General features: G+C 62.4%; 23 protein-coding genes. 12 read left to right on the top strand and 11 right to left on the bottom strand.

Annotated elements, in window-relative coordinates:
- Nucleotides 1-13: 13 nt before the first annotated feature.
- The 5 genes from AB4Z19_RS27330 to AB4Z19_RS27310 all read right to left on the bottom strand — a co-directional run bounded on the left by AB4Z19_RS27330 (nucleotide 14) and on the right by AB4Z19_RS27310 (nucleotide 4,084).
- On the bottom strand, nucleotides 14-208 hold the full coding sequence (locus AB4Z19_RS27330; protein ID WP_442029058.1) for a hypothetical protein: 195 nt from the start codon (nucleotides 206-208) through the stop codon (nucleotides 14-16).
- 86 nt (nucleotides 209-294) lie between these two features.
- Nucleotides 295-906 carry a TorD/DmsD family molecular chaperone gene (locus AB4Z19_RS27325; RefSeq protein ID WP_442036706.1) on the bottom strand — a complete coding sequence of 204 codons (612 nt, stop codon included), beginning with the start codon at nucleotides 904-906 and terminating at the stop codon, nucleotides 295-297.
- A complete protein-coding gene (locus AB4Z19_RS27320; protein ID WP_442036704.1) occupies nucleotides 903-2,984 on the bottom strand; it encodes a 4Fe-4S binding protein in 2,082 nt (693 codons plus the stop codon). Before AB4Z19_RS27320 ends, AB4Z19_RS27325 begins: the two co-directional genes overlap by 4 nt.
- On the bottom strand, nucleotides 2,959-3,618 hold the full coding sequence (locus tag AB4Z19_RS27315; protein ID WP_442022865.1) for a DUF3306 domain-containing protein: 660 nt from the start codon (nucleotides 3,616-3,618) through the stop codon (nucleotides 2,959-2,961). The genes AB4Z19_RS27320 and AB4Z19_RS27315 overlap by 26 nt, the downstream gene beginning before the upstream one ends.
- On the bottom strand, nucleotides 3,608-4,084 hold the full coding sequence (locus AB4Z19_RS27310) for a DUF3305 domain-containing protein (RefSeq protein ID WP_442022864.1): 477 nt from the start codon (nucleotides 4,082-4,084) through the stop codon (nucleotides 3,608-3,610). The genes AB4Z19_RS27315 and AB4Z19_RS27310 overlap by 11 nt, the downstream gene beginning before the upstream one ends.
- A gap of 210 nt (nucleotides 4,085-4,294) precedes the next feature.
- Between AB4Z19_RS27310 and AB4Z19_RS27305 the strand changes: the two genes are divergently transcribed.
- Complete coding sequence (locus tag AB4Z19_RS27305; RefSeq protein ID WP_442022867.1) at nucleotides 4,295-5,344, top strand: type II asparaginase; 1,050 nt, start codon at nucleotides 4,295-4,297, stop codon at nucleotides 5,342-5,344.
- A 62-nt stretch (nucleotides 5,345-5,406) separates the two neighbouring features.
- Here the strand turns inward: AB4Z19_RS27305 and AB4Z19_RS27300 are convergent, their stop codons facing one another.
- Complete coding sequence (locus AB4Z19_RS27300; protein WP_442022863.1) at nucleotides 5,407-6,309, bottom strand: LysR family transcriptional regulator ArgP; 903 nt, start codon at nucleotides 6,307-6,309, stop codon at nucleotides 5,407-5,409.
- Nucleotides 6,310-6,406: 97 nt separating this feature from the next.
- On the opposite strand from AB4Z19_RS27300, the gene AB4Z19_RS27295 reads away from it, so the two are divergent.
- From AB4Z19_RS27295 to AB4Z19_RS27270, 6 genes are all read left to right on the top strand, one after another.
- The gene (locus tag AB4Z19_RS27295; RefSeq protein WP_442022862.1) at nucleotides 6,407-7,015 is read left to right on the top strand and encodes a LysE/ArgO family amino acid transporter; all 609 of its coding nucleotides are present in this window, start codon (nucleotides 6,407-6,409) and stop codon (nucleotides 7,013-7,015) included.
- 141 nt (nucleotides 7,016-7,156) lie between these two features.
- A complete protein-coding gene (locus tag AB4Z19_RS27290) occupies nucleotides 7,157-9,142 on the top strand; it encodes a spermidine synthase (protein ID WP_442036702.1) in 1,986 nt (661 codons plus the stop codon).
- Between the two features lie 99 nt (nucleotides 9,143-9,241).
- The gene (locus AB4Z19_RS27285; RefSeq protein ID WP_442022860.1) at nucleotides 9,242-10,429 is read left to right on the top strand and encodes an efflux RND transporter periplasmic adaptor subunit; all 1,188 of its coding nucleotides are present in this window, start codon (nucleotides 9,242-9,244) and stop codon (nucleotides 10,427-10,429) included.
- A 9-nt stretch (nucleotides 10,430-10,438) separates the two neighbouring features.
- A complete protein-coding gene (locus AB4Z19_RS27280; RefSeq protein ID WP_442036700.1) occupies nucleotides 10,439-13,726 on the top strand; it encodes an efflux RND transporter permease subunit in 3,288 nt (1,095 codons plus the stop codon).
- Nucleotides 13,726-15,114: a TolC family protein gene (locus tag AB4Z19_RS27275; protein WP_442022858.1), complete on the top strand. Its 1,389-nt coding sequence runs from the start codon at nucleotides 13,726-13,728 to the stop codon at nucleotides 15,112-15,114. Before AB4Z19_RS27280 ends, AB4Z19_RS27275 begins: the two co-directional genes overlap by 1 nt.
- Before the next feature lie 82 nt (nucleotides 15,115-15,196).
- Complete coding sequence (locus tag AB4Z19_RS27270) at nucleotides 15,197-15,676, top strand: Dps family protein (RefSeq protein WP_442022857.1); 480 nt, start codon at nucleotides 15,197-15,199, stop codon at nucleotides 15,674-15,676.
- A 76-nt stretch (nucleotides 15,677-15,752) separates the two neighbouring features.
- Here AB4Z19_RS27270 and AB4Z19_RS27265 read toward each other — a convergent pair whose 3' ends face one another.
- The 5 genes from AB4Z19_RS27265 to AB4Z19_RS27245 form a co-directional block, all read right to left on the bottom strand.
- A complete protein-coding gene (locus AB4Z19_RS27265; protein WP_442022856.1) occupies nucleotides 15,753-16,457 on the bottom strand; it encodes an alpha/beta hydrolase in 705 nt (234 codons plus the stop codon).
- 123 nt (nucleotides 16,458-16,580) lie between these two features.
- Nucleotides 16,581-17,036, bottom strand: coding sequence for a MarR family winged helix-turn-helix transcriptional regulator (locus tag AB4Z19_RS27260; RefSeq protein WP_442022855.1), 456 nt, complete (start codon nucleotides 17,034-17,036; stop codon nucleotides 16,581-16,583).
- Nucleotide 17,037: 1 nt separating this feature from the next.
- A complete protein-coding gene (locus tag AB4Z19_RS27255) occupies nucleotides 17,038-17,607 on the bottom strand; it encodes a flavin reductase family protein (protein WP_442022854.1) in 570 nt (189 codons plus the stop codon).
- A 9-nt stretch (nucleotides 17,608-17,616) separates the two neighbouring features.
- On the bottom strand, nucleotides 17,617-18,363 hold the full coding sequence (locus tag AB4Z19_RS27250) for an LrgB family protein (protein WP_442022853.1): 747 nt from the start codon (nucleotides 18,361-18,363) through the stop codon (nucleotides 17,617-17,619).
- Nucleotides 18,356-18,706 (bottom strand): CidA/LrgA family protein, encoded by a 351-nt coding sequence (locus tag AB4Z19_RS27245; RefSeq protein WP_442022852.1) that lies wholly within the window; start codon nucleotides 18,704-18,706, stop codon nucleotides 18,356-18,358. The genes AB4Z19_RS27250 and AB4Z19_RS27245 overlap by 8 nt, the downstream gene beginning before the upstream one ends.
- A 97-nt stretch (nucleotides 18,707-18,803) precedes the next feature.
- On the opposite strand from AB4Z19_RS27245, the gene AB4Z19_RS27240 reads away from it, so the two are divergent.
- Genes AB4Z19_RS27240 through AB4Z19_RS27220 form a run of 5 tightly spaced genes read left to right on the top strand, consistent with a single transcriptional unit; the run spans nucleotide 18,804 to nucleotide 26,546 of the window.
- Nucleotides 18,804-19,967, top strand: coding sequence for an efflux RND transporter periplasmic adaptor subunit (locus AB4Z19_RS27240; RefSeq protein ID WP_442036698.1), 1,164 nt, complete (start codon nucleotides 18,804-18,806; stop codon nucleotides 19,965-19,967).
- The gene (locus tag AB4Z19_RS27235; protein WP_442024196.1) at nucleotides 19,967-23,113 is read left to right on the top strand and encodes an efflux RND transporter permease subunit; all 3,147 of its coding nucleotides are present in this window, start codon (nucleotides 19,967-19,969) and stop codon (nucleotides 23,111-23,113) included. The genes AB4Z19_RS27240 and AB4Z19_RS27235 overlap by 1 nt, the downstream gene beginning before the upstream one ends.
- A complete protein-coding gene (locus tag AB4Z19_RS27230; protein ID WP_442024194.1) occupies nucleotides 23,106-24,530 on the top strand; it encodes an efflux transporter outer membrane subunit in 1,425 nt (474 codons plus the stop codon). The genes AB4Z19_RS27235 and AB4Z19_RS27230 overlap by 8 nt, the downstream gene beginning before the upstream one ends.
- Complete coding sequence (locus AB4Z19_RS27225) at nucleotides 24,527-25,207, top strand: winged helix-turn-helix domain-containing protein (RefSeq protein WP_442024192.1); 681 nt, start codon at nucleotides 24,527-24,529, stop codon at nucleotides 25,205-25,207. Before AB4Z19_RS27230 ends, AB4Z19_RS27225 begins: the two co-directional genes overlap by 4 nt.
- Nucleotides 25,200-26,546: an ATP-binding protein gene (locus tag AB4Z19_RS27220; protein WP_442024190.1), complete on the top strand. Its 1,347-nt coding sequence runs from the start codon at nucleotides 25,200-25,202 to the stop codon at nucleotides 26,544-26,546. Before AB4Z19_RS27225 ends, AB4Z19_RS27220 begins: the two co-directional genes overlap by 8 nt.
- The last annotated feature ends 5 nt before the right edge of the window (nucleotides 26,547-26,551 follow it).

Below are 26,551 nucleotides of genomic sequence, written 5' to 3'. Positions count from 1 at the left end.
TCCCCTCCCCACTTTATATTTTGGTGGTGCGGTAATACTTCTTGATATGTTCGGTCACTCGGTAGCCCGGACCCGGCGGATCTGCGGGTTCCGGTGCGGCTTCCGTTTCAGCGGGGCGGGAAGCCAGTTTTGCCGCGACGCCGGCGGCGGCGACTGCGCCCAATCCGGCAAAAAAGGTCCTGCGGCCAGTCTTCGATTGCGTGGACATCACGGTCTCCTTGTCAGGGAAGATGCCTTGCTTCTAAAGATAACTAATTTACATTAGCACACTTTTATAAGTGACGCGCTTACTGCTCAACTCATATCAAACGCCTGCGCTTCCACGGCGATGAATGCCTGGGCTAACGCCGCCACGGCGCGGTAAAAGCGCGCCTGCGGATGATGGCGGATCGCGTCGCACATGCGGTCCGCCCAGGGCTGGATATGGGTCGTAAAGAATTCCTTCTGCGTTGCTATGCTGCCATGCAGCACTTCCTCCGAGGTGATCAGGAAGCGCATGACGTCGCACAGGGCAGCGAAGTGGTCTTCGCTCTCAGGCATATCGTCCACCCGTTCTACGCCGAGTTGCGCCAGGTCGGCGCGCAGATTGGCCAGCGGCTTTTCCATCATGAAGCCGGACAGGTAGTAGGAACCGTACAGGAAGAGCTCCGGCTTGCCGACGCCGATGAACAGTGTTTCGTATTCGTCGCGCGCCTGGTCTGCGCTGGTGTCGCGGCAGGCTTGCTGCAGGCCGCGCCAGGCTTCCACCAGGATGCCGTCGCCCTCCACCGGCGTCGGCCCGATTTCGTCCAGCAGGTCCTGCATCGGCGGGGCATAGAACAGCATGGCCAGCACCGCATACAGCTCAGCGCGCGCGGCTTCCTCACCCTCATCCTTGCGTTCGAAATGCAGGCTCATTTCATTCATTGACGCTTGACCTCCAGGATGGACACTTCTTTCGCCGGCTGCATCATGTCGATCACGCGGCAGTCGGAACACATGCGCAGGCGATCCAGATTGCCGGCGAAGGCGCCGTGCGCGGACAGCCTGGCCACCATGTTCTCGACCATTTGCAGCGTGCCAAAAGGCTTGTCGCAGCGGATGCAGTGATAGGGCTGGGCCTCATTCATCACGCGCGGCTGTTTTGCTTCCGGCGTGAGCAACAGGCGTAGCGTGAGCGTGATGGCGTTTTCCGGGCAGGTTTTTTCGCACAGACCGCATTGCACGCAATTGGTTTCAGTGAAGCGCAGCTGCGGCAGATTGGGATTGTCCGCCAGCGCCGATTCGGGACAGGCGCCGACGCAGGCCATGCACAGCGTGCAGCTATCCTTGTTCACGGCCAGCGTGCCGAATGGCGCGCCGTGCGGCAGCGCGATTTCCTGCTGCGGTTGCGGCGCCTGCGCCAGCAGATGGGTCAGCGCGTAGTCCAGCGTGTTGCGCTTGAGTGCTGCCAGGTTGAAGGTCGCGGGCTGCGCGGGCGTGAGCCCTGCCTCGACACGGCGCAGTGCGGTATCGAGTTCCATCGCATTATTCGCGCGCAGCAGCTGCATGTGCTGGCCGGAGTAGCCAAGCGCATTCAGGATGGTTTGCGCAATGTCCATTTGCTGTTCCAGCGCTTCGCAATGTTGCGGGGCTTCCTCGCCCGTAGCCAGCACCAGGATGTTGGATGCGCCATAGGCCACGGCGGACAGCCAGACGTCGATGCCCGTCGAGGCGATGTGATGCAGCGCCAGCGGGATCACGCGCGCGGGCAGGCCTTGCGCGGCGCCCGCCCCCGCCAGCTGGCCAAGCTGCAATATCAGCTCCGCACCCTGCCCTTCGCCATGCAGCAGCAGCGCGGGACGCTTGCCGCCTGCCCTGGCGTAAGTCGCCAGCATGGTCTTGATGGTCGCGCCGAGATCCGAGGCGCGCGGGTACACATAACTCAGTGCGCCGGACGGGCACACCGTGGCACAGGCGCCGCAGCCAGCGCACAGGCTCGGGTTGACCTTGATATGGTCGCCGTTTGCGCTGATCGCTTCCGCCGAACAGATGTCGATGCAGGCATTGCAGCCCGGCTGCTTGCTGCGGCTGTGGGCGCAGATGCTGTCTTTGTATTGGAAGAAGCGCGGTTTGCTGAAGATGCCGACTAATTCCGTCAACTGGAGCGCCTGTTCGGCGGCTTTGGTTTCGTCGGCGCCGGGGGCGAAGTAGCCTTGCGGAAGCTGGTGCATGCGCAGCAGCGGGGTTTCGTGCAGGTCGAAGATCAGGTCGAATTCGGCTTCTCGCTCGGTGTCGCGGCGGTCGAAATTGATGGCGCCGATGGCGCCGCAGGCGGATACGCAGTCGCGATGGTCTTTGCAGGCATTCAGATTGACCTGATACATCAGATCGATCGCGTTTTCCGGACAGGCTTTGATGCAGGCATTGCAGCGGGTGCAAAGATCGAGGTCGATCGGGTTGGCTTGCTGCCAGCTGGCTTTGAAGGCGCCCAGCCAGCCTTCGACGCGCGACTGCGCGCCGGTCCAGGTGGGCCACTGGCGGCCAGTGAGCGAGGCGTCGCCGCTGGTCAGCAGCACGCTCACCTGCAGTTCACGCTCCAGCCGCCTGGCCCAGCGCAGCACGCGCTCGGCAGGCCCCATCAGCAGGACGCGGCCTTCGGATTGGTATTCGACTTCCGGCACCGGCTCGGGATCAGGCAGGCGTGCTGCGGCCAGCAGGGCTGCCAGCTTTGGCGTGACATGCGCCGACTCGCTGCTCCATCCGCCGGTTTCGCGGATGTTCACGAAGCGCAGCGGCGCGACGGTCTGCTTCATTTCCGCCAGTTCTTCGAACAGCGGCTGTTCCTGCGTGCAGGCGACCACGAGGCGCTCGCCGCCTTCCAGCGTATTGATGTAGTTGTCCACCTCGCGGCGGCACAGCTGCGAAGCCACCGGCAACGCGCCCTCCCCCAACGCCGCGCCAAGCGCCTGGCCATCCACCGGCATGGTGTGGTTGCAGTTACAGACTTTGATCCGTGTGTTCATCGGCATCCTGGCTTTCGGCTGGGAAGATTGTGACGCGCGCGCCCTGCGGCGCGACGGCGCCAGCCGCGGAGGCGACATCGACGGCGTCGCCTGCGGGGGCGGCGGAGGCAGCAGAGCCGGCATCGTGGGCGCCATCGACAGCTTGGGCGGCAGCGGCGGCAGCGGCCGAAGGGGCGGCTGCACGCGCGGCTTGTGCGTTGGCGGCGGTGTTCCCAGCGGCGGGCGCCATGGCGGTGCGTGATGCCGGCAACGTGCCCGCACTGGCCGCCTCCTCGCGCGCGATCGTCGCCAGCGGATCGAGCAAATCCTTCGCGTGATTCAGCGCCGCGATCATGGTGGCCGTCATGGGCACGAACTTGTTGTAGTCCTCGATATAAGTATCCAATCCATCCATCACATTAAAGTGTGGATCGGAGAATATCTTTTTCATGGCCGCGCGGCGCACGGTTTCGTCCACGCCGCGGGCGACAAAGGGAGTGAAATCGTCATGCACGCCGAGAGCGGCGACCTGCTCCAGGGTGGGAGCGTCTTCGGTGGGAGCGTCTGCTTCAGGTACAACAGGGACCGCGGCGACTTCCTGGTTCGCCTCACTCTTGCGGCGCGACCAGCGCGCGAAGAAGGTTTCAGCGGCCACGGCGCATCACCTCCTGTTCCGCCATTTCCTGAACTGCCGCCCCGCCTTCGAACGAAGGCTTGCGGCGCTTTCGCTTCGGCTCAGGGCGGTAAAACTCCTGAACGAAGGACTCCAGCTGGCGCACGATATACGGCGGCGCGGGCAAGGTATCGACCTGCTCCCCGCCATCCATCATGCGTGCAGCTTCATTATAGGAAAGGGTAACGACCTGCGGAACGGCCAGCTCGGCATCGTTCATGCGCCACATGACAAACCAGCAAGGCGCGCGCGAATCGAGATTGAGAAAATACCCCTCCGCCTCATCGGAATACAGGCGCAGTTCGAAGCCGGTATATAACCAGCGCGTGTCGGATGGGTCGTCGTGCAGACAGCGCGGCGCGCCATCGCGCACCCACGGCGATACCACCACCTCACAAGGCTGCCACTGATACGGTTGCCAGCGGCTTTTCAGCGGGCGTCTTTGCATGACAACCGCCAGGCTGAGTGCATCTGTCTCCAACGTTCCCCCGTCATACGCTATTGCGTTGCAGCAAAAATCATTTTGAAACCGACTACGACATACTGCACCAGAATTCAGACAAATGCCATATATAAAACGTTTCCGAAACGGCTCCACTACTATAAGATGCGTCCCATTCCCGTTTCCCCAGGAGATTTCATGCTTCGTCAACAGACCATGCGATTCATTGTCGCGCTCTTTTCCTTACTGCTCGCTTTCAGCGTCCACGCTGAGAAACTTCCTAACGTGATGATCCTGGCGACCGGCGGCACGATTGCCGGCAGCGGCGCCACTTCGACCACGACCGTCGGCTATACCGCTGCCACCGTCGGCGTGCAACAGCTGATCAATGCCGTGCCGGAACTGAGCAAGGTCGCCAACGTGACCGGCGAACAAGTGTTCCAGATTGCCAGCGAGAGCATGACCAACGAGCACTGGCTGACCCTGGCCAAGCGCGTGAACACCCTGCTGGCCCAGCCGAACGTGGATGGCATCGTGATTACCCACGGCACTGACACGCTGGAGGAAACCGCTTACTTCCTGAACCTGGTGGTGAAGAGCCGCAAACCGGTGGTGGTGGTTGGCGCCATGCGTCCGGGCACCGCTTTGTCCGCTGATGGTCCGCTGAATCTTTATAACGCCGTTATTCTGGCCGGCAGCCAGGAGGCAATTGGCAAAGGCGTTCTGGTTTCCCTGAACGATCAAATCCAGGGCGCGCGCGACGTGACCAAGACCAATACCTCGACGCCGGATTCGTTTAAAACGCCGGAACTGGGCATGCTGGGTTATATGCAAGGTAATAAGCCTTACTTCTACCATGTTTCCACCCGCCGCCATACCGTAGAAACCGAATTCGACATTTCGAATCTGCAGTCCCTGCCGCAAGTCGATATCGTATATGGCTATGCGAATATGAGCCCGGTTGCGCTGAATGCATTTATTTCGGCAGGCGCCAAAGGCATTATTCACGCCGGCACTGGTGATGGCAGTCTGGCTGCCAAAGTTAAGCCTGCGCTCATCGCAGCTCGCAAGAATGGCACGATTATCGTTCGCGCCAGCCGCGTTGGTCAGGGTATTGTGGCCCGCAATGGCGAAGCAAATGACGATGAACTGGACTTCGTGGCATCCGATACGCTGAATGCCCAGAAAGCCCGTATTCTCTTGATGCTGGCACTCACCAAAACGAATAACACCAAAGAAATCCAGCGCATGTTCTGGATGTATTAATTCAAAGCCCGCCTCGGCGGGCTTTTTTATTTCTGATCGCGCCAACTCCTGGCGCGATTCAGCTAGTTTTCGGCATGTGGCCCCAATGCCCGCGCTGCGGCGGCGATCACCTGCTCCGTCAGCTTTTCCAGCTTCGGCGACTGCACGCGCCAGGAATGCCAGTAGAGCTCAACGTCCTTATATTTTCCTGGTGCCAGGTCCAGCAATTCTCCGGTTTCAAGCATGTCTTCATATTGCTGAACCGGCAGCATGCCATAACCCAAGCCCAGCCTGATCGCGTGCACAAATGGATCGCTGGCGGGCACATAAATGACCGGATAAGCGCCCGGCATTAATCCCAGTTCTTTCTTGACGAAATTCGATTGCAGTAAATCCTTGCGGTCGAATGTGGCAAGCGGCGCCTTTTTGCCCGCGTCGCGAGTAAAGCCATTGGGGAACCAACGCCGCACGAAATCCGGCGTCGCCAGCATTCGGTAGCGCATGGTTCCCAGAAATTGCGCCGTGCATCCGCGCATGGGTTTCGGCTCGCTGGATACGCCGGCCAGCGCCAGCCCTTTTTCCAGCAGCGTATAAGTGTGATCCTGATCGTCCAGAATAATATCGAGCAGGATATTTTCGCGAATCAGGAATTCGCTCAATTCAGGCAGAAACCAGGTTCCCAGCGTGTCGTTATTTACCGCGACAGCAATTGCCGTGGGCTGTGCGTCGTCCGCCGCCAATTCGGCCAGAAATTCCTGCTCCAGTAATCGGCTGCGGCGCAGATATTGCACCAGCTTCTGACCGGCCGATGTGGGACGGCATGGCCGGCTACGAATCAGCAGCGGCGTGCCGACCGCAGCTTCCAATGCGCCCAAGCGCTGGGAAACAGCCGACGGCGTCAGATGCAGCTGCGCCGCCGCCTGCTCAAAACTGCCGGTGTCGACGATGGCAAGCAGGGCCTCGCTCTGACGGGAATCGGGAAGCATAAGTTTAGAGAAATTAATGAATACTGAAAAATATTAAATCAGCTTCATTCCAAGCGCCAGCCGCGCGACAATTCCGCCATCAAAAAAGGAGGAAGAAATGCAAAGCTACGTCAACGGATTGGGCCTGGGAGCCAGCCTCATCATGGCCATCGGCGCTCAGAATGCGCATGTGTTAAGGATGGGAATCCGCCGACAGCACGTCGTCTTGACGGTGATTGCCTGCGTCATCATCGACATCGTCCTGATCTCCCTGGGCGTAGCCGGAGCTGGCGCCGTCATTCAGAATTCTCCTACCCTGCTGATCATCGCTCGCTGGGGGGGCGCCGCTTTCCTGCTCTGGTACGGTCTGCGCAGCTGGCGTTCCGTGCTGACGCCAAAATCGCTGAACCTCGGCGCCGAAGCCGCCGCGCCGGATGCCCACCAGGCCTTGACCACGGTGGTCGCGCTGTCCCTGCTGAATCCGCACGTCTATCTCGACACCGTCGTGCTGCTCGGCTCCGTCGGCGGCAGCTATCCGGAAAGCCAGCAGCGAATGGGCTTCTCCTTCGGTGCGATGACGGCATCCGTGCTCTGGTTCACCGCCCTCGGTTTCGGTGCGGCGCAATTGTCCGGGGTGTTCCAGCGCCCCATGGTCTGGAAGGGCATCGAAGCGCTGACGGGCGCCACAATGATCGCGCTGGCAGCCAGCCTGGTCCTGCGCGCTTGAGATTTTTGCTGCATCTGTTGGCTTCAACCAACACCTGTTGTGTATGAATGGCCCTAATATAGATAAATGGTCATTATTTATGCCGCAACAATCTTTCTGAGCGCTTTTCTGCTGTTCCAGGTCCAGCCTGTAGCGGGGAAGATGATTCTGCCGTGGTTCGGCGGATCGGCGGCCGTCTGGACCACCTGCATGCTGCTGTTCCAGGTGCTGCTCCTGCTGGGATATTTTTATGCGCACCTGACCACCCGCTATCTGAAGCCGCGCCGCCAGGCCGCGCTGCACATCGCACTGCTGGTCGCCGCGATACTGACTTTGCCGCTAGCGCCAAGCGTCTACTGGAAGCCTGATCCGGCCAGCGATCCCGCCATGCTCCTGCTCGGGATGCTCGCAACGACCATCGGCCTGCCCTACTTCGTGCTGTCCTCTACCGGGCCGCTGCTGCAGCACTGGTTTGCAGGCGAGCGGCCGGGCAGCGTGCCTTACCGGCTGTTCGCGCTGTCCAATTTCGGTTCGATGCTTGGCTTGCTCAGCTTCCCGCTGCTCTTCGAGCCCGAATTCACCATGCCGCAGATCGCGGGAGGATGGTCGATCGGCTTCATCGCCTTCGCCGCCTGCAGCGCGAGCCTGGCCTTGCGCTCATCGAAGCACGTTCATCACGCCAGCCCCGAAGCCCATTTCGCCACGGCGGGCGGCGGTACCATCGGCGCGCTGTCGGCGCTGTCCATCGGCGCCGGCGCGCAGGGCAGCGGTCCCTCGACGCGCGACATGCTGCTATGGTGCATACTGGCCGCCGTGCCGACGGTCTTCCTGATGGCGGCCACCAGTCACCTGACCGCGAACATCGCCCCCATGCCCCTGCTCTGGGTGCTGCCGCTGGCGATCTATCTGCTGACCTTCATTCTCTGCTTCGAAAACCCGCGCTGGTATCAGCGCCGCATCTTCCTGCCACTGCTGATGATCCTGACGCCGCTGCTCATCGGCGGCATTGACCATCCCAGCCTGCTCCCGCGCGGCATCTTCTGGCCGATCGCTTTGTACTGCGCCGGCGTGTTCGCCTTCTGCATGAGCTGCCACGGCGAGCTGGCGCGCCTCAAGCCAGCGCCGAAGCACCTGACATCGTTCTACCTGATGATCGCCTGCGGTGGCGCGCTTGGCGGCATTTTCACCGCCCTGCTCGCGCCCCGGATCTTCAATGACGACTACGAACTCCCACTCGCCTGCATCGCCACACTCATTGTGGTCGCTGCCGCGATCTGGAAGCATGAAATCGGCCGTGGCTGGGCCAAGGTGATGCTGGTATCCGCCTCACTGGTGACCATGATGTGGGGCGGCACCGTGTTCGGCCCCGGCAGCCAGGAAGTCAAAGACCGCAACTTCTACGGCACCATCAAAGTGCAGGAAGCCATGCGCGGGCACGATCACGTGCGTCAGCTGGAACACGGCGCCATCATGCATGGCTACCAGTACCTCGACCAGGCACGCCGCCGCTGGCCCACCGCCTATTTTGGTACCGATAGTGGCGCCGGCATCGCCGTGCAGGCCGCACGTGATGGCGCCGGAGAGCGCGTCGGCATCATCGGTCTCGGCGCAGGCACCATGGCCGCCTACTGCCAGGCCGGTGACGTCTTCCGCTTCTACGAAATCAATCCGCTGGTCAGCCGGTTCGCCAGCTCGCATTTCACCTATCTGCGTGATTGCCCCGGCAAGGTCGAACTGGCGCTGGGCGACGGCCGCCTCACCCTCGAATCCGAAGCGCCCCAGCACTTCGACTTGCTGATGCTGGACGCCTTCTCCGGCGACGCCGTGCCCACCCACCTGCTCACGCGCGAAGCTTTTGCCATCTGGTTCCGTCACTTGAAGCCGGACGGCGTGCTGGCGGTGCAGATCTCAAACCTTTACCTGAATCTGGCGCCGGTGGTGAGCAAAATGGCCGCCTACTATGGCCGCCATGCCTACATCGTCAGCTCGCACAGCAATCCGGCGCGCGGCACCAATGCGGCGAAGTGGGTTCTGATCGGCCCGCCCGAGCGCCTGGCCCGTTTCAGCGCCGCGCAGCCGCTGGCGCCATCACCAAACCAGCGCCTCTGGACCGACGACTACAGCAGTCTCGCAGGCATTCTTCGATAGGCATAGTTAAACTTAATTATATTTATGATATTCTGGCGCGCGACGCTGTAATAAACGGTTACCCCCCGCTGTGCAACGCAGTTCTGAAGGGTTCGCGCCATGAATACAATCGCAGCACGCATTGTCTCTGTCTCAGTCGTCGTCCTCCTCGCCGCATGCGGCGCCAAGGAAGATCCATCCAAGCAGCAGGGCCAGCCGCCCGCCGTTGCAGTCGCTCCCGTCGTCAAGCGCACGGTCCAGGAGTTCGACGAATTCACCGGCAGGCTCGAAGCACCGGACACCGTCGACGTGCGAGCGCGCGTGGCAGGCAATCTGGTGAAGGTCCACTTCAAGGAAGGCCAGATCGTCAAGAAAGGCGACCCGCTGTTCACTATAGATCCGCGCCCCTATGCGGCCGAAGTAGCGCGCGCGGATGCTCAGCTGCAGGCGGCGCGCACGCAGATGGCGCTGAATAAATCCGAACTGGCGCGCGCCGAAAAGCTGGTGGCGGTACGCGGCGTCAGCCAGCAGGAGCTGGATCAGCTGAAGGCGGCAGTGGACAATTCACAGTCCTCGATCCGCGCCGGCGAAGCAGCCCTGACCCAGGCCAAGCTCAATCTCGAATTCACCAACGTCACCTCGCCCATCGCAGGGCGGACTTCGCGCTTCAATGTCACGGAAGGCAATCTGGTGAATGTGGGCGATCCTGTGCTGACCACCGTCGTCTCCACCGACAAGGTATACGCTTACTTCGATGCCAGCGAAGCGATCTACCTGAAATACATGCGGGCCGCCCGCGAAGGAACGCGCGTCTCTTCGCGCGATACGCCAAACATCATCTTCCTCGGCCTGGCCAATGAGGAAGGCTACCCGCATGAAGGCAAGATGAACTTCGTGGACAACCGCCTGAATCCCGCCACCGCTTCCCTGCGCGGCCGCGCAGTGTTCGACAACAAGGATGGCCAGTTCATACCTGGCCTGTTCGCCCGTTTGAAACTAGTCGGGAGCGGCAATTACACAGCAACCGTGGTGCCCGACCGCGCCGTCACCACTGACCAGACGCGCAAAGTCGTTCTGGTCGTCGGCAAGAACAACATCGTCGAACAGCGCGATGTGAAGCCTGGCGCCCTGATCGACGGCATGCGCGTGGTGGAAGGCGTGAAGGAAGGAGAACTGATTATCGTGGACGGCCTGCTGCGCGCCTTCCCCGGCGCGCCAGTCACGCCTCAGGTGCTGAAGGTGGATGAGAAGGGCATGCCGATTCCCGCCCCGCCGCCCGCTGCACACGCCCCGGCAGCCAAGAGCTAAGGAGGCGCCATGGATATCTCAAAGTATTTTATTGAGCACCCGCGCCTCGCCAGCGTCCTTTCGATCTTCATCTTCCTGGTCGGCCTGCTGGCAATCTTCCAGCTGCCTATTTCCGAGTATCCGGAAGTGGCGCCGCCGCAGATCGTGGTGCGCGCCCAGTACCCCGGCGCCAACCCGCGCGTGATTTCGGAAACGGTCGCAACGCCGCTGGAAGAGCAGATCAACGGCCTGGAAAATGTGCTGTACTACCAGAGCCAGGCCACTGCCGACGGCAGCGTCACCATCACCGTCACCTTCAAGATCGGCACCGTGCCGGAACAGGCCGAGACGGCGGTGCAAAACCGCATCAACCGCGCCCTGCCGCGCGTGCCCGACATCGTGCGCCAGATTGGCGTGACGACTGAAAAGCAATCGCCCAACCTGACCATGGTGGTTCACCTGATCAGCAAGGACAATAGCCACGATGCGCTTTATCTGCGCAACTACGCCAACCTGAATGTACGCGACGATTTGCTGCGCATCCCCGGCATGGGTTCGGTGCTGTTCTTCGGCTCCGGCGACTATGCTATGCGCGTCTGGCTCGATCCGCAGAAACTGGCCTCGCGCAATATGACCGCCAGCGATGTGGTGGGCGCCATCCGCGAACAGAATACCCAGGTGGCGGCGGGCGTGGTGGGCTCTCCGCCTGCGGTGGACAACACCGACTTCCAGCTGGCCGTCAATGCCCAGGGCCGGCTGATTACGGAAGAAGACTTCTCCAATATTATCGTACGCAGCGATCCCAAGACCGGCGCCCTGGTGCGCGTCAAGGATGTGGGCCGTGCCGAAATGAGCTCCAATTCCTATGCGCTGCGCAGCCTGTTGAATAACAAGGAAGCGGCGGCAATCGGTATCTTCCAGGCGCCTGGCTCCAACGCGCTGGCGCTGTCGGAAAACGTGCGCTCCACCATGCAGCGCCTGAAGGCATCCTTCCCGGCTGGCGTCGATTACGACATCGTGTACGACCCCACGCGCTTCGTGCAGACCTCGATCGAGAAAGTGGTGCACACGCTGATTGAGGCCGTGCTGCTGGTGGTGCTGGTAGTGATCATCTTCCTGCAAACCTGGCGCGCATCGGTGATTCCCCTGTTGGCAGTGCCGGTGTCGATCGTCGGTACCTTCGGCGTGCTGCTCCTGCTGGGCTACTCGATCAACACGCTGACCCTGTTTGGCCTGGTGCTGGCCATCGGTATCGTGGTGGACGACGCCATCGTGGTGGTGGAAAACGTGGAACGCAACATTGCCGACGGCCTGGCGCCGCACGAAGCCACGCACAAGGCGATGAGCGAAGTAAGTGGACCAATTATCGCGATTGCGCTGGTGCTGTGCGCAGTGTTCATTCCGCTGACCTTTGTGCCCGGCCTGTCCGGCCAGTTCTATCGCCAGTTCGCAGTCACCATCGCGATTTCGACCGTGATCTCGGCCATCAACTCGCTGACCTTGTCGCCCGCCATGGCGGCTTTGCTGCTGCGTCCCCACGACGCGCCCAAGGACAAGATCATGGTGGTCATGGACAAGCTCTTTGGCCGCTTCTTCCACTGGTTTAACTGCTTCTTCCAGCGCCGCAGCAAGGCTTACAGCCGGGGCGTGGAAGGCATCCTGAAGCGCAAGACCGCCGCCCTGATTGTGTACGGCGTGCTGCTGGCCCTGACAGCCGTCATGTTCGGCGCGGTGCCCAGCGGCTTCGTCCCGTCGCCGGATAAGCAGTATCTGATCGGCGTGGCCCAACTGCCGGCCGGCTCCACGCTGACGCGCACTGAAAAAGTCATCCGCGATATGAGCGATATCGCGCTCAAGGTGCCCGGCATCGTGAACTCGGTGGGATTCCCTGGTCTGTCCATCGCAGGCTTCTCGGCCGCGCCGAACGAGGGCATCGTGTTCTTCGGTCTGTCGCCGTTTGAGGAGCGAACATCCTCATCGCTGTCGAAGGACGCCATTCTGGGCAAGGTGAACGGCGCCATGCAGCAGATTAAGGACGCCCGGATCTTCGTGGTGCCGCCGCCTGCCGTTGAAGGCCTGGGCGCCGCCGGTGGTTTCAAACTGCAGATCCAGGACCGCAGCAGCCAGGGCGAACAAGCCCTGTATGGCAGTGTCTGGGGCATCCTCGGACCGATTTACGGCAATCCAAAATCCGGCATCGCTACGCCCTACTCCACCTACGACATCAACGTGCCGCAGCTGTTTGCCGACGTGAACCGTACCAAGGCCAAGCAAATGGGCGTGCCGCTGCAAGCGATTTACGACACGCTGCAGATCAATCTCGGCTCGCTCTACGTCAACGACTTCACGCGCTTCGGCAAGACCTACCAGGTGGTGGTGCAGGCCGATGCGCCTTACCGCGCCAGCGCCGACAACATCACGCGCCTCGAAACGCGCAACGATGTGGGACAAATGGTGCCGCTGGGCTCCGTGATGCAGGTGAGCCCGACGTTTGGCCCGACACGTGTAACGCGCTACAACGGCTTCCCATCGGCGGACATCAACGGCGCGCCCAAGCCCGGCTTCTCCAGCGGGCAGGCGGAAGCGGAAATCGAGAAGATGGTGAAGGCTCTGCCGCGCGGCATGGGCTACGAGTGGACGGACCTGACTTACCAGGACCGGCTCACGCGCGACATCACCCTGCCCGGCGTCGGCATCAAGATCCCTACGCTGGCGGCCGTGCTGCTCGTGTCCGTGGTGCTGGTGGTGCTGGTGCTGACGGCGCAGTACGAGAGCTGGAGCCTGCCGCTCGCCATCATCCTGATTGTGCCGATGTGTATTCTGTGCGCGCTGTTCGGGGTCTGGCTATCGCACTTCCCGCCCTTCATGCAGACAGGCGACCTGAATATTTTCACACAGGTGGCGCTGGTTGTGCTGGTGGGCCTGGCCTGCAAGAACGCGATTCTGATCGTGGAATTCGCCAAGGAGCTGGAAGAAAAAGGCCGCACGATGATGGAAGCGATTCTGGAAGCTTGCCACTTGCGTCTGCGCCCGATTCTGATGACATCCATTGCCTTCTGCGCCGGCGTGATTCCGCTGATCCTTGGCAGCGGCGCGGGCAGCGAAATGCGCCGCGCCATGGGGATTGCGGTGTTCGCCGGCATGGTCGGCGTGACCGTGTTCGGTATCTTCCTCACGCCCGTGTTCTATAGCCTGGTCCGCAAAGGCACTGAGAAAGGCCGCCAACATGCCGCTGATGTACGGCGCCAGGTTGATGCCGCGGCCCATCCCTTCCATGCCGGCATCGACGATGCCGATAAGCCAAAGGGGAAACACTAATGCGCGCCCCAATCATTCTCATAGCGGCTGCAACACTGACGGCCTGCTCGCACGCGCCGCAGCTGCCGCACTATCAGTCACCGGCGCAAGCCGGCTTCGTCAACGCGCCAGCGCAGGCGGATGCCGCAGCGCCCGTGGCCGATTTCTGGCAACGCTTCCAGGATGACGAGCTGTCGTCCCTGGTGCAGCGCGCGCTGAAAGCCAATACCGATGTACGCACTGCCGCCGCCCGCCTGGCCGAAGCACGCGCCATCGGACGTGAAGCGGATGCCAATCTGTGGCCCTCCGTGAACGTGGACCTGGGCGCAGCGCGCATCCGCGCCAAGAATGACCAGGGTGTACCGACCACCAACAAGGTTTATTCGGCCGGCCTGGACGTGCTGTGGGAAGTCGACCTGTTCGGCCGCCTGAGCGATGCCCGCCGCGCCGCGCAGGCTGGCGTGCTGGTTGGCGAAGCGGGCTACCGCGCCGCCCAGTTAAGCATCGCGGCCGAAGTGGCGCGCAATTACTTCACCTTGCGCGGCCTGCAGGAACAGCTGCGCGTGGCCGTCGCCTCGCTGGAAACCCAGCGCGCCGCCTTGCAGCTGGTGGAAGCACGCGAAGGAGCGGGCCGCGGCACGGCGCTCGACACCGAACGCGCCCGCGCCCTGGTGCAATCGACCGCCGCCACCGTGCCCGCCTTCGAATCGCAGCTGGCGCGCACCCGTTATCGCCTGGCCGTGCTGTGCGGCCTGACGCCAACGGGATTGGACGGCGAACTGCAACCGGTGCGTCCCCTGCCCGGCCTGAAGTCCGTGGACCTGGGGGGCATCGGCACGCCGGAAAACCTGCTGCGCCGCCGTCCCGACGTGCAGCTGGCCGAAGCGCAACTGGCCGCAGCAGCCGCCAATGCTGGCGTGGCGCGCAGCGCGTGGTTCCCGACCGTGACGCTGGGCGGGACGCTGGGACAGAACTCGTCCAGCATCGGCGACCTGACCAAGGGCGCATCCTATGCCTACAATCTGGGCGCGCAGCTGACCTGGAACCTGCTGGACTTTGGCCGCATCCGCGCCCAGATCGCAGCGGCTGACGCGCGCGGCGAAGCGGCGGCGGTAAATTACGAAGCCGCCGTGCTGGCCGCGCTGGAGGAAACGGAAGGCGCCTTCGTCAACTACACGCGCTCACAGGAGCAGGCGGCCCTGCTGTATGACGCGGTTGTATCGTCCGAGCAGGCGGCCAATATCGCACGCGAACGCTTCTCGGTCGGTTCCACCGATTTCCTGGTGGTGCTGGACGCAGAGCGCGAGCTGCTGTCGGCCCGCGACCGGCTGGCGCAAGCGCAGACCGGCGCAGCGACTTCGCTGGTGACGGTCTACAAGGCGCTCGCCGGCGGCTGGGACGTACGCTGAACAGTGTGCACCTTTACACGCGATTTTCACGGGCGGGCTACAATGAAACGCAAAGCCTACCCGTATTGAAAGGAGCAGGACGATGGATGCAGTAAAGATCGATATCGGCATGACCGACGAAAGCCGCCACAAGATCGCCAATGGCCTTTCCCGCCTGCTGGCCGACAGCTACACGCTGTACCTGATGACCCACAACTTTCACTGGAACGTGAAGGGTCCGATGTTCAATTCCCTGCACCTGATGTTCATGACCCAGTACAGCGAACAGTGGACTGCGCTGGACCTGGTTGCTGAGCGCATTCGCGCGCTGGGCTATCCGGCGCCCGGCACTTACGCCGAATTCGTGAAGCTGGCGTCGATCAAGGAAGTGGAAGGCGTGCCGAAGGCGATGGAGATGGTGCGCCACCTCGTCAGCGCTCAGGAAGCTACCGCACGCACCGCACGCGAGCTGCTGCCGCTGGCTGATGAAGCGAACGACCAGCCGACGCTGGACCTGCTGACCCAGCGCCTGGACGTGCACGAAAAGACTGCGTGGATGCTGCGCAGCCTCCTCGAAGAGTAAAAAGACCGGCGGGTCAAAACGACCCGCCCTACGCGACGCGTCCAACGTAGGGCGGATCATCGATCCGCCATCCCGCTCACTCGCCCTTTGCAGCGATATTCCTGGCCGCCTTCTCAATCAGGGCCGCCACCGCTTTCGGCTGCGAGATGTAGACCGAGTGACTGCCGGGCACCTCCACCACTTCCGCCTTGATCCGCTGCGACATCGCGCGCTGCGCTGCGGGTGGGATCATCTTGTCGTCCTTGGCAATCAGGTAATAGCTCGGCTTCACCTTCCACGAAGCTTCAGTCACAGCGCCTGTAGCAGCGGCCAGGCCCCATGGCAACTGGGACGCGGCCATGAAGCTGGCCTTCGTCGGTTCCACGTCGCCGGCGAAAGACGCCGCAAACTTGGCCTGATCCAGCAGCAGGAAGCCATCTTTCGGCGGCAGGATCGGTGGCACAGGTGCGCCCGGCACTGGGTTCTTGATCAGGGAATCGACCGACTCGCCCTTCTCCGGCGCAAACGCCGCCACATACACCAGACCTTTCACTTTCGGATCGTTGCCCGCTTCGGTAATCACCACGCCACCATAGGAATGGCCAACCAGCAGCACCGGGCCTTGCTGGGAGTTGATCACGCGCTTGGTATAGGCCACATCGTCGGTCAGCGAAGTGGTTGGGTGCTGCACAACGCTGACGTTATAGCCATCTTTTTGCAGGATATTGCGTACGTCTTCCCAGCCGGAGCCGTCAACAAAGCCGCCATGTACCAGGACGATAGAGAGAGCCAGTGCGTTCATGATAAGTTCCTTCTCAATAGTTTTCACGTTAATAAATAGCGCGCTAAGCGCTTGATGGAGCTCATATTAGTTAGCGCGCTAATCAAATGCAAGAACTATTTACATGACGGTCATGCTCAAAACTTACTCACCCAGCGTATTTGCCAGTCCGAAGTTGAGGGAGTTCAGGTCGGTCATCAGGCGCTGCACTTCCTCCAGCGAAACGCCGGCCGATTCGGCGATGTGCTTCTGCACCAGGCAGCCGTCCTTGCGCAGGGCCTTGCCTGCTTCGGTCAGCGTAAGCACGCGGTTGCGTTCATCGTTGGGATCGCGGTCGCGGTTGACATAGCCGACCGCTTCGAGACGTTTGACCAGCGGCGTGATCGAGCCGGGGTCCTGGCCCAGCCGCCCGGCCAGATCCTTGATGCCCAGGCCCTCCTCTTCCCACAGCACCACCATCACGAGATACTGGGGATAGGTCAGGTTCAGCGCCGCCAGCAGAGGCTTGTAAATCTGCGTCATCTTCAGCGACGCCGAATACAGTTTGAAACAGAGGTGCTGGTCGAGGGTGTTGGGAATGTGCTTGGCCATAGGCGGCATTTTACACGTCCAGGGCTTCGCCGATGGCGTAGAAGTGGCCACCGCCAATGTAGTGCAGGCTGCGCCAGCGCGGATCGGCGTTTTCGAATTCCCAGTGCCCGTTGCGGAATACGCGCGTGTCGGCCCAGGCGCCAACGATCTCACCGATAAACAGGTCGTAGGTCTGCTGGTTGTGCGGCTCGGGAATCAGCTTGCAGGCCAGCCAGGCGGAGCTTCCCGCAACAAAAGGCAGTTCATAGCCATCGATGCTGAACAGATCAACGCCTACCTGCTTCAGTTTGTCCGGCTCATTGAGCAGGCTGCGGTTGCCGACTTCGTAGGTGAGTTTGACCTGCGCCGCGTTCGGCACCTGGATCACGAACTGGCCGCTTTGCTCGACCAGCGCACGTGTTGCGGCGCTCTTGTCCAGCACGACGGTCAATTTCGGCGGCATGAAATCCAGCGCGCAGGCCCAGGCTGCGGCCATGACGTTGGCGACGCCGCCATGACTGGCCGAAACCAGCACGGTCGGTCCGTGATTGATAAGGCGGCTGGCTTTGCTCAGCTCCACCGGGGCGATATGGCTATCCATGCTTGTTCCTTAAGACGATGCGCCAAATGCGCGCAGCAGCCATGGTACCAGCCAAGGCGCCAACAGTGCAGTGGCTACCCCATTCAGGCCCATGCCCAGTCCCGCAAACGCGCCCGCCTGCGCACTGACCTGGAAGGCGCGCGCCGTGCCGATGCCATGCGCCGCTACGCCCAGTGCAAAGCCGCGCGTTTCCATCGACGCGATGCGCATGCCGTTGAAGAGGAAGCGCGCCGTGATGGCGCCAAAGATGCCGGTGCTGATCACCAGGACCGCCGTCAGCGACGGCAATCCGCCAAGCCGCTCGGACACCGCCATCGCAATTGGCGTCGTGGCGGATTTGGGGCCGATCGAGCGCAGGAGTTGCCCGCTGCCGCCCATCAGGGCCGTAATGCCGACGGCCGACGCAATGGCCGTCGCCGAACCGCAGACTAGGGCTACCAGCAAAGGCAGCAAGTTACGCCTCAAGCGCGGCCACTGGCGCACCAGCGGCACCGCCAGCGCCACTGTGGCGGGTCCCAGCAGAAAGTGCACAAACTGCGCGCCGGCGAAATAGCGCTGGTAGTTCATGCCGCTCGCGACCAGCACCAGGCTGATGATGGCAATTGCGATGGCCACGGGATTCGCCAGCGGCGACATCTTGCAGCGCATGTAGATGGCCTGTGCAATCGCGTAGGCGCACAGCGTGAGCGTGAGTCCCAGCAGCGGCGAGGCGGACAGGTAGACCCAGAACGGTCCCAGCTCGTTCAGCTTAAACATCGTCTTCTCCCGGCGAGCCCAAGGCGCGCAGCACCAGTGCGGTGACGGCCATCGTCAGCAGCGTGCTGCCAATCAGCCCTGCAAGCAATGCCAGCCAGTGGCCGGAACCGCTGGATGCAGCAACCAGGATGCCCACGCCAGCCGGCACGAACAGCAGCGACAAATGGCGCAGCAGCTCATTCGCCGTGTTCTCGATCCGTTCCAGCAGCGCCGGAAACGCCAGCAAGGCTGCAAACAGCAGCAGCATGCCCGCCACGGGGCCGGGCACCGGCAAGCCGAAGACATAGACCAGCCCTTCGCCAAGGCATTGAAACACCAGCAAAACGGCAAACGACAGGAGCATTGGCACCTCCACATTAACGAAATTTAATATTACGCAAATCGGGGCTTTAGGGACAGAGGAGCAAAGTAGCAGACATGCCAACACGAAGGATTGCACCATGTATTCGCTCAAGACATCCTGTACCGCAGCCGCACTAGCCGCCCTGGCGCTGGCAGGTTGCGGCGCAGAGAAGAAAAACGCCCCCGCCGCCCAGACGCCCGAAGTCTCCGTCGTCACCGTGCACCGCGAAAGCGTGCCCGTCTCCATCGAGCTGCCCGGCCGCACTTCTCCTTACCTGATCGCCCAGGTGCACGCCCGCGTGGACGGTATCGTGCTGCAGCGCGCCTTCCAGGAAGGCGCCGATGTGAAGGCCGGCCAGCTGCTCTACCAGATCGACCCCGCGCCTTACCGCGCCACGTTCAACAGCGCACAGGCCGCGCAGCAAAAAGCGGAGGCCAATCTCGCCAACGCCAGCGCGCAACTGGAGCGCTACAAGGTCCTCGTCGGCAGCAATGCAGTCAGCAAGCAGGTGTACGACAACGCGGTCGCCACGCAACAGCAGGCCGCCGCCGATGTCGCCGTCGCCAAAGCGGCTGTCGATAGCGCGCGCATTAACCTCGGCTACACCAGCGTGACCTCCCCTATCGCGGGCCGCAGCAGCATTTCGCAGGTGACGCAGGGCGCTTACGTGCAGGGTGGGGCTGCGACCTTGATGACGAGCGTGCAGCAGATCGATCCCATTTACGTCGACCTCCAGCAATCCAGTCTGGCAGGACTGCAATTGCGCCAGGCCATGGCGAACGGCCAGATCAAGCGCAGCGGCGAGTCGAAAGTCAGCCTGACGCTGGAAGATGGCACGCAATATCCGCTGGCCGGCGCGCTCGAATTCAGCAACACAACGGTCGATCCGTCCACCGGGTCGGTCACCGTGCGCGCCCGCTTCCCGAATCCGGACCACGTGCTGCTGCCTGGGATGTTCGTGCGCGCCCGTGTCGCGCAAGGCACCAACGACAAAGCGGTGCCCGTCCCCGTCGCCGCCGTTTCGCACGACCAGCAGGGCAATGCCACTGTGCTGGTGGTGGGCGCCGACCACAAAATCGTCCAGCGCACGATCGAAGCGAAGACCCTGACTGAGGGCCGCTGGCTGGCCGAAGCGGGCCTGCAGGATGGCGATCAGGTCGTGCTGTCCGGCGCACAGAAAGCGCCACCCGGCACTGTTGTGCGTACCGTCAATGCGCAGCCGCAGCGCCTGGCTTCCATCGCGGGACCGGGAGCACAATAATGGCGAAGTTCTTTATCGAGCGGCCGATCTTCGCGATCGTCATCGCCATTCTGATCATGCTCGGCGGCGTACTGGCTATCTTCGCGCTGCCGATTGAGCAATATCCACCCGTCGCGCCGCCCACGGTGCAGATCTCGACGACCTACCCCGGCGCCTCTGCAACCACGGTACAGGATACCGTGGTGCAGGTGATCGAGCAGCAAATGAGCGGGCTGGATAACCTGCTCTACATGTCGTCCAGCAGCGACGACACCGGCCAGTCCACCACCACCCTGACCTTCGCGACCGGCACCAATCCGGACATCGCCCAGGTGCAGGTGCAGAACAAGCTCCAGCTGGCCGTGCCGCTTCTGCCCGCTCAGGTGCAGCAATCCGGCGTGCGCGTCACGAAATCGACCAATTCCTTTCTGATGGTGCTGGGTTTTGTTTCGACCGACAACAGCATGAGCAAGTTCGACATCGCCAACTATGTCGTCTCGCACGTGCAGGACCCGCTCAGCCGCGTCAACGGCGTGGGCAATATGAACGTGTTCGGCACGCAGTATGCGATGCGCATCTGGCTCGATCCGGCAAAATTGAACAGCTATTCGCTGACGCCGACCGACGTCACCGCAGCCATTCAGGCGCAGAACGTGCAGATCTCCGGCGGTCAACTGGGCGCCGCGCCGGCTGTGAAGAATCAGCAATTGAATGCAACCATTACGGAATCGACCTTGCTGCGCACACCGGAGGACTTCGGCAATATCTTCCTCAAGGTGCAGGCCGACGGCTCGCAAGTGCGCTTGCGCGATGTGGCACGCATCAATCTCGGCGCAGAGAACTTCAACGTCGATAACAAATACAGCGGCCAGGCCGCATCCGGCATCGGCATTCAGCTGGCACCCGGCGCCAACGCGCTGGATACAGGCAATGCGGTGCGCGCCCGCATCGCCGAACTGGAGCCCTACTTTCCTCACGGGCTGAAAGTCGTTTATCCAAACGACGTGACGCCCTTTGTGAAGATTTCGATCGAGGAAGTGGTGAAGACCCTGATCGAGGGTATTGTGCTGGTCTTCTTCGTCATGTACCTGTTCCTGCAAAGCTTCCGCGCCACGCTGATCCCGTCGATTACTGTGCCCGTGGTCCTGCTGGGTACTTTCGGCGTGATGTCGGCGCTGGGATTCACCATCAATACGCTCTCGATGTTCGGCATGGTGCTGGCGATTGGCCTGCTGGTCGATGACGCCATCGTCGTTGTCGAAAACGTGGAGCGCGTGATGCACGACGACGGGCTGCCGCCGCTGGAAGCGACGCGCAAGGCCATGGGACAGATCGGCAGCGCTCTGGTTGGCGTGGCTGTCGTGCTGTCGGCCGTGTTCGTGCCGATGGCATTCTCGGCTGGCACGGTCGGCGCAATTTACCGCCAGTTTTCACTGACGATCATTTCTTCGATGGTACTGTCGGTGTTCGTGGCGCTATCACTCACGCCTGCACTGTGCGCGACGCTGCTCAAGCCTTCCAGCGGCGACCACTATGAGAAGAAAGGCTTCTTCGGCTGGTTCAATCGCTATTTCGACAAGGGCCGCGACCAGTACCAGTCAGGCGTGGGCCATGTGATCGCCCGCGCGGGCCGCTGGGCAATCATCTACGCGGCGGTGATTGGCGCGGTCGTGCTGATGTTCATGCGTCTGCCGACTTCCTTCCTGCCGGATGAAGACCAGGGCTTTATCTACGTTCAGGTGCAAACGCCGCCAGGCGCCACGCAGGCGCGTACCGGCGCGGCGCTGGACGATGTATCGGATTATCTGCTGCACGAGGAAGCGGCCATTGTGGACGCGACCTTTGTCGTCAACGGCAATAATGCTTTCGGCCGCGGGCAGAATCAGGGCCAGATCTTTGTTCGCCTGAAGGACTGGAGCGAACGCACGGCGCCCGGCACCTCGGCGGCTGAACTGTCTGCGCGCATCTCAAAGCATTTCGCGGGCTATAAGGACGCGCTCATCACGCCGACCAGCCCACCGCCAATCCGCGGTCTGGGCACGGCGGCAGGTTTCGACTTCGAGCTGGAAGACCGCGGTGGCCTGGGTCACGCGGCGCTGGCGAAGGCCCGCGACCAGCTCTTGGCGATGGCAAAGAAAGACCCGATGATTGCCGGTGTGCGTTTCGCGGGCCAGCAGGATAATCCGGCCTTCAAGATCAATATCGACCGCGAGAAGGCGGCGGCGCTGGGCGTCAATGCGTCCGATGTCGATCAGGCGTTTTCGGTGCTGTGGGGCTCGCGTTACGTGAACAATTTCCTCGATACGGATAACCGCATCAAGAAGGTCTATGTGCAGGCGGATGCGCAGTACCGCATGAATCCGGAGGACCTGAGCCAGCTTTATGTGCGCAATGCCAGCGGTACGATGGTGCCCTTCTCTTCCTTCGCTACGACGCAATGGACATACGGCCCGCCGCAGCTCCAGCGCTACAACGGTGTGGAAGCCATGGAGATCCAGGGCCAGGCAACGCCGGGACACAGCTCGGGCGAGGCCATGCTGGCCATGGAAGCGCTGGCGAAGCAGCTGCCGTCGGGTATCGGCTTTGAGTGGACGGGCGTGTCGCTGCAACAGCAGCAGTCCGGCTCGCAGGCGCCGCTGCTCTACGCGCTGTCGATACTGGTGGTATTCCTGAGCCTTGCGGCGCTGTATGAGAGCTGGTCGATTCCGCTGTCGGTCATTCTGGTGGTGCCGATTGGCGTGCTCGGTGCGCTGGCGGCCACCGGCGTGCGCGGACTGCCGAACGATGTGTTCTTCCAGGTTGGCTTGCTAACGACCATCGGTCTGTCGGCCAAGAATGCGATTCTGATTGTGGAATTTGCACGCGAACTGCAGGCGAAAGGCATGGCGGCCAAGGACGCGGCGATCGAAGCGGCACGCATGCGCATGCGGCCGATTGTGATGACGTCGATGGCCTTCGTGCTCGGCGTGCTGCCGCTTGCGCTGGCGCATGGCGCCGGGTCGGCGAGCCAGATTGCGATTGGCACGGGCGTGATTGGCGGCATGCTGACCGCGACCTTCCTGGCGACGTTCATGATTCCGATGTTCTTTGTGGTGGTCAGCGACAAGCTTGCTCGCAGCAGGCCGGCAGCGCCGGCTGCACTGGCAGGAGGTCCGCAACATGGCTAATCGCATGCTCATCGCCGCCCTCAGCGCCGCTCTCCTCGGCGGCTGCGCGCTGCAGCCAGCCTACCAGCGCCCAGCGTCACCGGTTCCGGCCACTTATCCGGCCGGCGAAGCCTACGCAAAGAGCCAGGCCCACCCGGCGAGCGGCCCCAGCATGAGCGCCGCATCGACAACGCCCTCCACCCGCGGCGCGGCGTCCGTGGCGGCGGATCTTGGCTGGCGCAATTTCTTCGTCGATCCGCGCCTGCAGCGGCTCGTGGAGCTTTCTCTGCAAAACAACCGCGACCTGCGCGTCGCCGTGCTGAATGCGGAAAAGGTGCGGGCGAAGTACCAGATCCAGCGCTCCGCCCTGTTCCCGCAACTGGGCGCGGCCGCCAGCTCCACCGCCAGGAACGGCGTACCCCGCAACGATCTCGCACAATTTACCGCCGCGTGGGAGATCGACTTATTCGGCCGTCTGCGCAGCCTGTCCGACGCCGCGCAGGAGCAATACTTCGCCAGCGCCTACGGACGCCAGGCCGCGCAAACGCTGCTGGTATCGCAGGTCGCCGACCAGTACCTGACCATGCTCGCCTACGACGAAGAGCTGGCCGTCACCCAGCGCACGCTGGACACCGCGCAAGCCTCCTACAAACTGGTGAAGCTGCAATTCGACACCGGCACCGCGTCGGAACTCGATCTGCGCCAGTCGCAAATCGTGGTGGACCGCGCACAATCCAGCCACGCCGCCCAGGTACGCCAGCGCGCGCAAGCCGAGAATGCGCTGGTCCTGCTGATAGGCCAGTCCCTGCCAGCCGATTTGCCGCCGCACGCGCCGCTTGGCGCGCAAACGCTGACCGGCATTCCCGCTGGCCTGCCGTCAGACCTGCTCGCGCGCAGGCCGGACATCCTGCAAGCGGAAGCCCTGCTGCGTTCCGAAAACGCCAACATCGGCGCCGCGCGCGCCGCGTTCTTCCCGCAGATCACGCTGACGGGCGCCATCGGCTCCGGCGCGTGGTCCTTCGTGCCCGCACTGGTCGAACCGATCTTCGACGCCGGCCGCAACAAGGCCAATCTGGACGTGGCCACGCTGGAAAAGGACATCGGCGTCGCCCAATACGAAAAGGCCATCCAGACCGCCTTCCGCGAAGTGTCCGACGGCCTCGCCGCGCGCGGCACCTACGACGACCAGCTGGCCGCGCTCCAGCGTGAAACGGACGCCCAGCAGCGCCGCCTCGACCTGGCCAACAGCCTGTATGAGAACGGCGTGAACAGCTACCTCGACGTGCTGACCGCACAGACAGACCTCTACAACGACCAGATCTCCCTGATCTCCGCCCGCCTCGACCAGCTCACCAGCCGCGTGAACCTGTACCGCGCCCTGGGCGGCGGCTGGCTTGAGCGTACAATGGACGCTCATCCGACTACGGGGGCGCCGTGAAACTGCTGATCGTCGAAGACAATGCGCGTGTCGCACAGTTCCTGAAAAAGGGACTGACCGAAGCCGGGCATACGGTCGATCATGCCGACAATGGCCGCGATGGCATGTACATGTCCGTTAGCGAACCGTATGACGCCATCATCATGGACCGCATGCTGCCCGGCGGCGTCGATGGCCTGGGCATCATCGAAGCGCTGCGCAAGACGGGCAACAAGACGCCCATCCTGATCCTCAGCGCGCTCGATAACGTCGATGAACGCATCAAAGGCCTGAAAAGCGGCGGCGACGACTACCTGGTCAAGCCCTTTGCCTTCGGCGAACTGCTGGCGCGGCTGGATGCCCTGCTGCGCCGCGCGCAGGTGCAGCCGGTCGATACCACACTGAATGTGGACGACCTCTCCATGGACCTGCTGTCGCACAAGGTCACGCGCGGCGGCAAACCCGTCGCGCTGCAGCCGCGCGAATTCAAGCTTCTGGAATATCTGATGCGCCATGCAGACCAGGTTGTTACGCGCACCATGCTGCTTGAAAACGTATGGGACTATCACTTCGACCCGCAAACCAATGTGATCGATGTCCACATCAGCAAGCTGCGGCAGAAGATTGACGGCGGCGAACGGCGCCCGCTGCTGCGCACTATCCGCAACTCAGGCTATATGCTGACTGCCGATGTTTAAGTCCCGGCTCCTGCGTTTCTCCGCGCTGAACGCGGCACTGGCCTACGTGCTGGTGACCTTCGCCGTGCTTGGCCTGTTCGCCATGCCGCTGTGGCTGGCCTGGCGCAAATCGGTGGACGAATACCGCATCGAAGTGCTGGAAGCCGAAGCCCACCGCATGCGCAACCTGCTGAACAGCCAGGGCATCGACGCGCTGGCGCGGGCCATCGACGTGCAGGTACGCGGCGACCTCGCCAAGCAAGGCCAGTACATGCTGCTCGCCACGCCATCGCTGGAAAAGCGCGCGGGCAACCTGGCGGACTGGCCGCATGGCGCCACCGATGCTGCGGGCGCGCAGTTCCTGACCATTGATGTCGAAGGACGCCAGACGCGCGCCGCGCTATGGCATGAAGCCCTGCCCGGCGGTTACCACGTGCTGGTGGGCCGCGATGTCAGCCGCTTCGAAGCGATGGAGACGCTGTTCTGGTATGGCCTGGTGGGATCAGGCACGCTGGTGCTGACGGTGGCGATTATCGGCGGCCTGATGATCCGGCGCGCCCTGCTCGCACGCGTGCAGCACATCAACGAAACCGCATCGCTTATCGTCGAAGGCGACCTGTCGCGCCGCTTGCCGACCACCGACGGCGGCGACGAACTGGAGATGCTGTCGCACACGGTCAACCGCATGCTGGATCAGATCGAGCACCTGGTGCACGGCGTGCGCAATACCTCCAACGCGATTGCACACGACCTGCGCACGCCGCTGGCGGAGCTGCGCGCGCGGCTGGAGGAGCTGACCGTCACGCGTCCCTCATCCGAAACCGCCTTCGCTGAAGTGGAAGCTGCGATTACCGATGTGGACCGCGTCATCGGCATCTTCAACGCCTTGCTGCGGCTGGCGGAAATCGACAGCGGCATGCGGCGTTCCGGCTTCGTGGAAGTCGATGTGACGGCGCTGGCGGCCGAAGTGGTCGAGCTGTACCAGCCCGTCGCCGAGCTGCATGACATCACATTGAGCTATCGCGCCTTCGGCCGCCTGTCCGCATCGGGCGATCCGGTGCTGCTGGCGCAAGCCATCGGCAACCTGATCGACAACGCACTGAAATACGGCCATCGCTCCGTCACCGTTGAAGCGCGGCGCGGCGCGCGTGTGGAAGTGGTGGTGAGCGATGATGGCCCCGGTGTCCCCGATGAAGAAAAGCCGAAAGTGATAGAACGCTTTTACCGCAGCGACGCCAGCCGCGCTACGCCCGGCGTGGGTCTGGGACTCAGTCTCGTTGCGGCCGTCGCGCGTCTTCACGGCGGCGCGTTGGAACTCGGCGACAACCACCCCGGCCTGCGAGCAGCCCTGACATTTTGATGGTA

It is taken from the genome of Pseudoduganella sp. RAF19, assembly GCF_052114165.1.
Lineage (GTDB): Bacteria > Pseudomonadota > Gammaproteobacteria > Burkholderiales > Burkholderiaceae_D > Rugamonas.
This window is presented reverse-complemented; position numbering and strand designations above follow the sequence as displayed.

Coding starts and splice junctions, on each gene's coding strand:
- AB4Z19_RS27285 (WP_442022860.1), top strand. CDS start 9,242: ATGAATACAATCGCAGCACGCATTGTCTCTGTCTCAGTCGTCGTCCTC.
- AB4Z19_RS27300 (WP_442022863.1), bottom strand. CDS start 6,309: ATGCTTCCCGATTCCCGTCAGAGCGAGGCCCTGCTTGCCATCGTCGAC.
- AB4Z19_RS27320 (WP_442036704.1), bottom strand. CDS start 2,984: ATGAACACACGGATCAAAGTCTGTAACTGCAACCACACCATGCCGGTG.
- AB4Z19_RS27240 (WP_442036698.1), top strand. CDS start 18,804: ATGTATTCGCTCAAGACATCCTGTACCGCAGCCGCACTAGCCGCCCTG.
- AB4Z19_RS27245 (WP_442022852.1), bottom strand. CDS start 18,706: ATGCTCCTGTCGTTTGCCGTTTTGCTGGTGTTTCAATGCCTTGGCGAA.
- AB4Z19_RS27220 (WP_442024190.1), top strand. CDS start 25,200: ATGTTTAAGTCCCGGCTCCTGCGTTTCTCCGCGCTGAACGCGGCACTG.
- AB4Z19_RS27295 (WP_442022862.1), top strand. CDS start 6,407: ATGCAAAGCTACGTCAACGGATTGGGCCTGGGAGCCAGCCTCATCATG.
- AB4Z19_RS27260 (WP_442022855.1), bottom strand. CDS start 17,036: ATGCCGCCTATGGCCAAGCACATTCCCAACACCCTCGACCAGCACCTC.
- AB4Z19_RS27265 (WP_442022856.1), bottom strand. CDS start 16,457: ATGAACGCACTGGCTCTCTCTATCGTCCTGGTACATGGCGGCTTTGTT.
- AB4Z19_RS27235 (WP_442024196.1), top strand. CDS start 19,967: ATGGCGAAGTTCTTTATCGAGCGGCCGATCTTCGCGATCGTCATCGCC.
- AB4Z19_RS27230 (WP_442024194.1), top strand. CDS start 23,106: ATGGCTAATCGCATGCTCATCGCCGCCCTCAGCGCCGCTCTCCTCGGC.
- AB4Z19_RS27290 (WP_442036702.1), top strand. CDS start 7,157: ATGATTCTGCCGTGGTTCGGCGGATCGGCGGCCGTCTGGACCACCTGC.
- AB4Z19_RS27280 (WP_442036700.1), top strand. CDS start 10,439: ATGGATATCTCAAAGTATTTTATTGAGCACCCGCGCCTCGCCAGCGTC.
- AB4Z19_RS27325 (WP_442036706.1), bottom strand. CDS start 906: ATGAATGAAATGAGCCTGCATTTCGAACGCAAGGATGAGGGTGAGGAA.
- AB4Z19_RS27270 (WP_442022857.1), top strand. CDS start 15,197: ATGGATGCAGTAAAGATCGATATCGGCATGACCGACGAAAGCCGCCAC.
- AB4Z19_RS27255 (WP_442022854.1), bottom strand. CDS start 17,607: ATGGATAGCCATATCGCCCCGGTGGAGCTGAGCAAAGCCAGCCGCCTT.
- AB4Z19_RS27275 (WP_442022858.1), top strand. CDS start 13,726: ATGCGCGCCCCAATCATTCTCATAGCGGCTGCAACACTGACGGCCTGC.
- AB4Z19_RS27305 (WP_442022867.1), top strand. CDS start 4,295: ATGCGATTCATTGTCGCGCTCTTTTCCTTACTGCTCGCTTTCAGCGTC.
- AB4Z19_RS27330 (WP_442029058.1), bottom strand. CDS start 208: ATGTCCACGCAATCGAAGACTGGCCGCAGGACCTTTTTTGCCGGATTG.
- AB4Z19_RS27310 (WP_442022864.1), bottom strand. CDS start 4,084: ATGCAAAGACGCCCGCTGAAAAGCCGCTGGCAACCGTATCAGTGGCAG.
- AB4Z19_RS27250 (WP_442022853.1), bottom strand. CDS start 18,363: ATGTTTAAGCTGAACGAGCTGGGACCGTTCTGGGTCTACCTGTCCGCC.